Annotated in this window: 7 protein-coding genes; 3 read left to right on the top strand and 4 right to left on the bottom strand. The window is 56.8% G+C overall.

Features of this window, described 5'->3' with window-relative positions; translation table 11 throughout:
* Both ACTHUY_RS12015 and ACTHUY_RS12010 read right to left on the bottom strand, forming a co-directional pair.
* The coding region (locus ACTHUY_RS12015) for a TOBE domain-containing protein (protein ID WP_441679018.1) at positions 1–200 on the bottom strand (200 nt) is incomplete at its 3' end.
* Between the two features lie 376 nt (positions 201–576).
* Positions 577–1,410, bottom strand: coding sequence for an HAD family hydrolase (locus tag ACTHUY_RS12010; RefSeq protein ID WP_441655431.1), 834 nt, complete (start codon positions 1,408–1,410; stop codon positions 577–579).
* 232 nt (positions 1,411–1,642) lie between these two features.
* On the opposite strand from ACTHUY_RS12010, the gene ACTHUY_RS12005 reads away from it, so the two are divergent.
* A complete protein-coding gene (locus ACTHUY_RS12005; RefSeq protein WP_441676062.1) occupies positions 1,643–2,092 on the top strand; it encodes an AAA family ATPase in 450 nt (149 codons plus the stop codon).
* 102 nt (positions 2,093–2,194) lie between these two features.
* Here ACTHUY_RS12005 and ACTHUY_RS12000 read toward each other — a convergent pair whose 3' ends face one another.
* The gene (locus tag ACTHUY_RS12000) at positions 2,195–2,599 is read right to left on the bottom strand and encodes a YrdB family protein (RefSeq protein WP_441679016.1); all 405 of its coding nucleotides are present in this window, start codon (positions 2,597–2,599) and stop codon (positions 2,195–2,197) included.
* A gap of 250 nt (positions 2,600–2,849) precedes the next feature.
* Here ACTHUY_RS12000 and ACTHUY_RS11995 point away from each other — a divergent pair, with 250 nt between their 5' ends.
* Positions 2,850–3,023 carry a hypothetical protein gene (locus tag ACTHUY_RS11995; protein WP_441655428.1) on the top strand — a complete coding sequence of 58 codons (174 nt, stop codon included), beginning with the start codon at positions 2,850–2,852 and terminating at the stop codon, positions 3,021–3,023.
* Positions 3,024–3,268: 245 nt separating this feature from the next.
* Positions 3,269–4,315 (top strand): zinc-binding dehydrogenase, encoded by a 1,047-nt coding sequence (locus ACTHUY_RS11990; RefSeq protein WP_441655427.1) that lies wholly within the window; start codon positions 3,269–3,271, stop codon positions 4,313–4,315.
* Positions 4,316–4,469: 154 nt separating this feature from the next.
* Here ACTHUY_RS11990 and ACTHUY_RS11985 read toward each other — a convergent pair whose 3' ends face one another.
* Positions 4,470–4,883, bottom strand: a complete 414-nt coding sequence (locus ACTHUY_RS11985; RefSeq protein WP_441679014.1) for a hypothetical protein — start codon at positions 4,881–4,883, stop codon at positions 4,470–4,472.
* Positions 4,884–4,933: the final 50 nt, after the last annotated feature.

Here is a 4,933-nt window from a genome sequence, read left to right as displayed (position 1 = left end):
CCTACGAGAACGTTCGAGGCCTTGACGACCGCGTATGCCTCGGAACCCTCGGCAAGGCCGAGCTCCGCAACGGAAGCATTGGTGATCGACGAGGTGAGGACAACTCCGGGAGCGACCTCGATCTTGACGATGGAATTAACGGCCCCCTTGTCGATCGCGACAACGGCGCCCTTGAGCTGGTTACGTGCACCGAGCTTCATAGTTCCTCCTGTGGTAGCACAAAGTAGCAACTCAAGCCTAGGAACAATCCGCCGAGACTGTGAGAGCAAACAATTTCAGGAATCTGCGAAATACGGTCATTCACCATTGTTTGGGGTGCCTTGTCGACAGGTCCGGCACAGGAGTTCGCGCAGTCGCGACTAATACGCACGCGGCGTGTTTCAACCAGGCGTGTCGGATGGTTTCTCGCGCTTTCCGCATCTGCGGAACGTAGGGGCGTTCGCACCGGCTTTTAGCACAGCAATGTCACGGGAGAGCGGGGGAAACTGGTCTCCCGGTCGGCTTTCAACCAGCCGGGCAGGATGTAATTCGTACGAGCGGACGCCATTCTCCCATTGCCCTAGCGACTTCAGTCACCTACATGTCGAGCAGCATCGACAGGACGCTGAGGACACCGTGGGAAGAGTTCGACGGAGCCAGGTAGCGGGCTCGCTGACGGATGTCCGGGTGAGCGTTCTCCATCGCGAACGACAGTCGTGCCCGGTCGAGCATTTCAAGGTCGTTTAGGTAGTCACCGAAGACAACGGTTTGACGCTCGGTGAGACCCAGGTATTCCTGGAGGTCGGTCACCGCCTTGCCCTTATTTCCCTCGGCCGACATGACATCGATCCAGTATTCACCCGAGATAACAATCTGGCTCGTCGAGGGAAGAGCCTTGAGCTCCTGCTCGACGCGCGGTGAGACCTTATCGAAATCAAACACCGCCATCTTCAAGAACTCGTCATCAACCTCTGCCAGGTCATCGACAATTACGAGGTCACGGTTATAGGTGTGGATCTTGTCGACGAACGGAGCATCCTTTCGCTCTGCGTAGGCATGCTTTACCCCGCCAACAACAACTCCAGCATCCCGGTAGTCAATGGCTCTGATGATGTCGAGAGCCTGCAGGAAATCATCGCGAACGATTGGGGTGGTCGAGACTACCTCCCCCTCGTTAACGACAAGGGTGCCGTTCTCGGCAATGTAGGTGGTAATCATGTCGGCGTGGCCGAACATTTTCTTCAACGTGGCGTACTGCCTGCCGCTCGCAGGGGCGAAGACGATTCCCCGGTCATGCATGTGATCCAGAAGATCCCAGAACTTGTCGGGAATCTTCCCCTCTTCATCGAGTAGCGTCCCGTCCATATCGCACACGACAAGGCGAACATCCTGTTCCACCGCATCGATCGTGTGCCACGGTTGCCCAATCATCTCTCAGCTCCAGCTCATTAGAAACGGTGTACCTCGATCAGTATCCCCCATGTCCGATTCCCGGTCACTTCTCGAGCATAGGATCACAATCACCGCCGACCTGCTCCACTTCTTAGAGATCTCGTGGCCTACTTTTTGGATCACGTGGCCCAGTTCTTAACGATCTTTTGGCACGGGTTTGGATGCCAACAGCTAACAGCATGTGACTGCCTGCTCCTTTACTGTGGGGGTCATGGCGAACATTCTTATCACCGGCATGTCAGGCACCGGCAAGAGCACACTCCTTGCCGAGTTAGCCGGTCGCGGCTACGAAACCGTGGACACGGATCTGGATGGGTGGGCCATCAACAACGCCCTCTGGGACGAGGAACGCATGAGCAACTTGCTGGACCGGCCTGGCGATCGAATCATTTCCGGCACGGTCGAGAACCAGGGGAAGTTCTACGACAGGTTCAGCCACGTCATTCTCTTGTCCGCACCGCTCGACACGATGCTTGAGAGAATCGCGAAGAGAGCTGACAACCCTTACGGAAAGAATGAGGAGCAGCAGGCCGAGATTCGCCACTACACGAAAACTGTGGAGCCACTGCTCCGAAAGGGGACCGACCTCGAACTCAGCGGGCTACTTCCCGTTGAAGAGCTAGCTGACACGGTCGAAGAACTCCTGAATTCCGAAAACTAAACCCGCTGTTTCGATTACTTCCAAGTCGCCGTTCCACATGGGTCACCACCGACTGGCGCTCGGGTCACCAATGAGCACGGACAATATGCTCATATTCTCCGCCTAATTCTTCGCTGAGTGTGCCACCCTTCTTTTTCTATTCACAGGCCACCCGAACATGCCAAGCACAATGAGGTCGATAAGCCAGATGGCGAGGCCGATAAGAGCGATGATTCCGTAGCCCATGGCCGCGAGTCCTGCAGCCACTGTTCCAAAGATCAGGGCCTCAAGAATGAAAGCGGGAATCCAGGACAGTGGCTTGGAGGCTTTGGGTGAGAGGAATGTTGCCCACACGGTAGCGAGGACAACCATGGAGGCGATAACGGCAACCCACCGCCACGGCCCCTCGGTCGCGTTCCACATGACGATGGCGAGCACGACCAACATCGCTGTCTCGATAAGGAATCGGATGAGGACTGCGAACATGAGGACTGGACTCTTGCCTATGCCTAGGACTTCCATCGACATATCCCCATAAAACACTCACAGGCAGTTCAAAACAAGAGCCAGACTGCTGGGCAGTCGGCCCAATTCCACCAACTGCCGCCCTCTCTCCGAACTCCCTCTCCCGTTCATCGGGCCACTCAGGTAGGGTCAGGAATATGGCGCAGGCCATTGTTTCCCCAGGTCAGCTGGGTTCTCGGGACGATATTTCATCGCCCTTCCGCCCGACTAGGGCCTACCTCCACGCGTCCAAGGCACTTCTCGAGGAGGAGTCATGAACGACAAGCGCATACCGAAAGAGGCTGCGGGCCTCTCCCCGGAGGATATCACCGAAGCTCCTCCTCCCCCTGTTCTGAGCGAAGACCAGCAACACGAACACGATGACGAGATCGCGGACGAGGCGGGACGCCAGTCCTTCCCGGCAAGCGATCCACCGGGCCATTACTAACCGCATGCATGTGCCATGCGTTCTTCGGGGCGTGCTCACTTAGAGTGCGCCCCGAATGCTCCCATGGACGGTACATAGGGCTCAATAGGTCGTAAAAGTCTTGATTTACTCGCGTGAGCAAACTTCTCGCTCACAAAGCAAACCATTGCGCTTTCAAGGGAAAGCGGCCTTTCACGTGGGGCATGTAGTGTTGCTGGAGGGAACTCCTCCCGAGCCGAGGGAGGCCAGATTTCAGGGAGCAAAGAATGCTGGCGTACGAATACCAGAGTGATGGAGTGCTTCGTTTCGTCGAGAAACCAGAACCAACTGCTGGCGATGGAGAGCTTGTCGTAAGGATTGCCGCCAATGGCATCTGCGGAACTGACCTAAAGATTGCTCGCGGTGAGCATCGTTTCTTCCCGCCAGGAACTGTTCGCGTGCCGGGACACGAAGCAATCGGCGTTGTTACTGAGAACAAGTCGGGAGACGACAGGTACGCTCCGGGAACAGCCGTTGCGATCGCACCCAATATTTCATGTGGCCACTGCCGACCATGTCGGCGCGGATTACAGAACCTGTGCGCAAACTACGAAGCCTTTGGCCTCACCTTCGACGGAGCGTTCTCGGAACTGATGCTGGTCCCAGCACCTGCCATCAAGAACGGCAACGTTCTTGTGATCCCCGAACACCTTGATCTCGGTACTGCCGCACTGACCGAACCCATCGCAGCTGTTATCCGTGGCTTCCGACCGCTGAACATCACGGAGAACGACACCGTGCTGATATGTGGGGCGGGGCCGATGGGTCTCATTTCCCTTCTTGTTGCCAAGCAGCGCGGAGTCGGGAAAGTCATTGTTTCCCAAACATCACCGCATCGCAGGCAGATTGCCGAGGAGCTTGGTGCCGACGCAACCATCAATCCCCGCGAGGGCGATCTTGCCGAGCAGGTCAAGGACATGACCGATGGTGCTGGAGCTGACGTCGTCGTTGTGGCCACACCCGTGGCTCAGGTCTTCACGGACGTTCTCCGGTCGGCCGCCGTTGGCGCCCGCATTAATTTCTTTGCGGGCCTCCCGTCCGGCAAAGGCGACATCCCACTGGATGCCAATCTTATTCACTACCGGGAACTGATCGTTACCGGCTCAACAGCAAATAACAATGCGGACTGCCAGGAAGCTCTCGATCTCCTTGCCAGCAATCCAGATCTTTTCTCTCCCCTGATCTCCGCCTTCTATCCATTGAATGAAGCAGATAAAGCGTTCGAAGCCGCCAAGGCAGGCGACAACCTCAAGGTCATCCTTTACTCCGAGTAGGCAGATTTTTCGTCGGGACCGTACACGGCTCCTAACTCGAGAAGGCAAGTGTTGACGATTCAGTGAGGGGACCACGGATTATCCCGCGGCCCCCTCACTGAATCCACTTCTAGAAGATCAACCCCTTGGGTTGGTCATCCTTGGAAGTCAGAAGTTACTTGTTCTTCTTGCCGCTCCCGCGAAGGGTGAGGGCAGCACCGATGGCGAGGAGCCAGCTGTCCTTGGCAAGAGCGGTGCCCTGCTCAGAGGGGCGGATACCGTCTTCCTGGGTCATACCGGGAAGCGCAAAGTAGTTGGCAACCAGGCCAGCCGAGAACACGGTGAGTGCGGCACCGGCAATACGGGTGGGCACGAAGGGCAGGAGCAGAGCGGCACCAACGGCAGTCTCGCCGTAGCTGAGGAACTTACCGAACTGCGAGGGGGTCATGTTGCCCGTTGCGGGAACACCAACCTTTGCCATGTTTTGCAGGTTCTCGGCAGTCTCGTCATCCATTCCGATCTTGTTCAGGCCCGAGTTGAGGATAAATGCCCCGGGAACGGCCCGAAGGATTGCATTGCTGAGTGACATGGTTCTGCTCCCTATGTATACGGTCATTGTTCTCGACCGAGTGTAGCCCC

The organism is Flaviflexus sp. (genome assembly GCF_052087705.1).
In the GTDB taxonomy this organism is placed as follows: Bacteria; Actinomycetota; Actinomycetes; order Actinomycetales; family Actinomycetaceae; genus Flaviflexus; species Flaviflexus ciconiae.
This window is presented reverse-complemented; position numbering and strand designations above follow the sequence as displayed.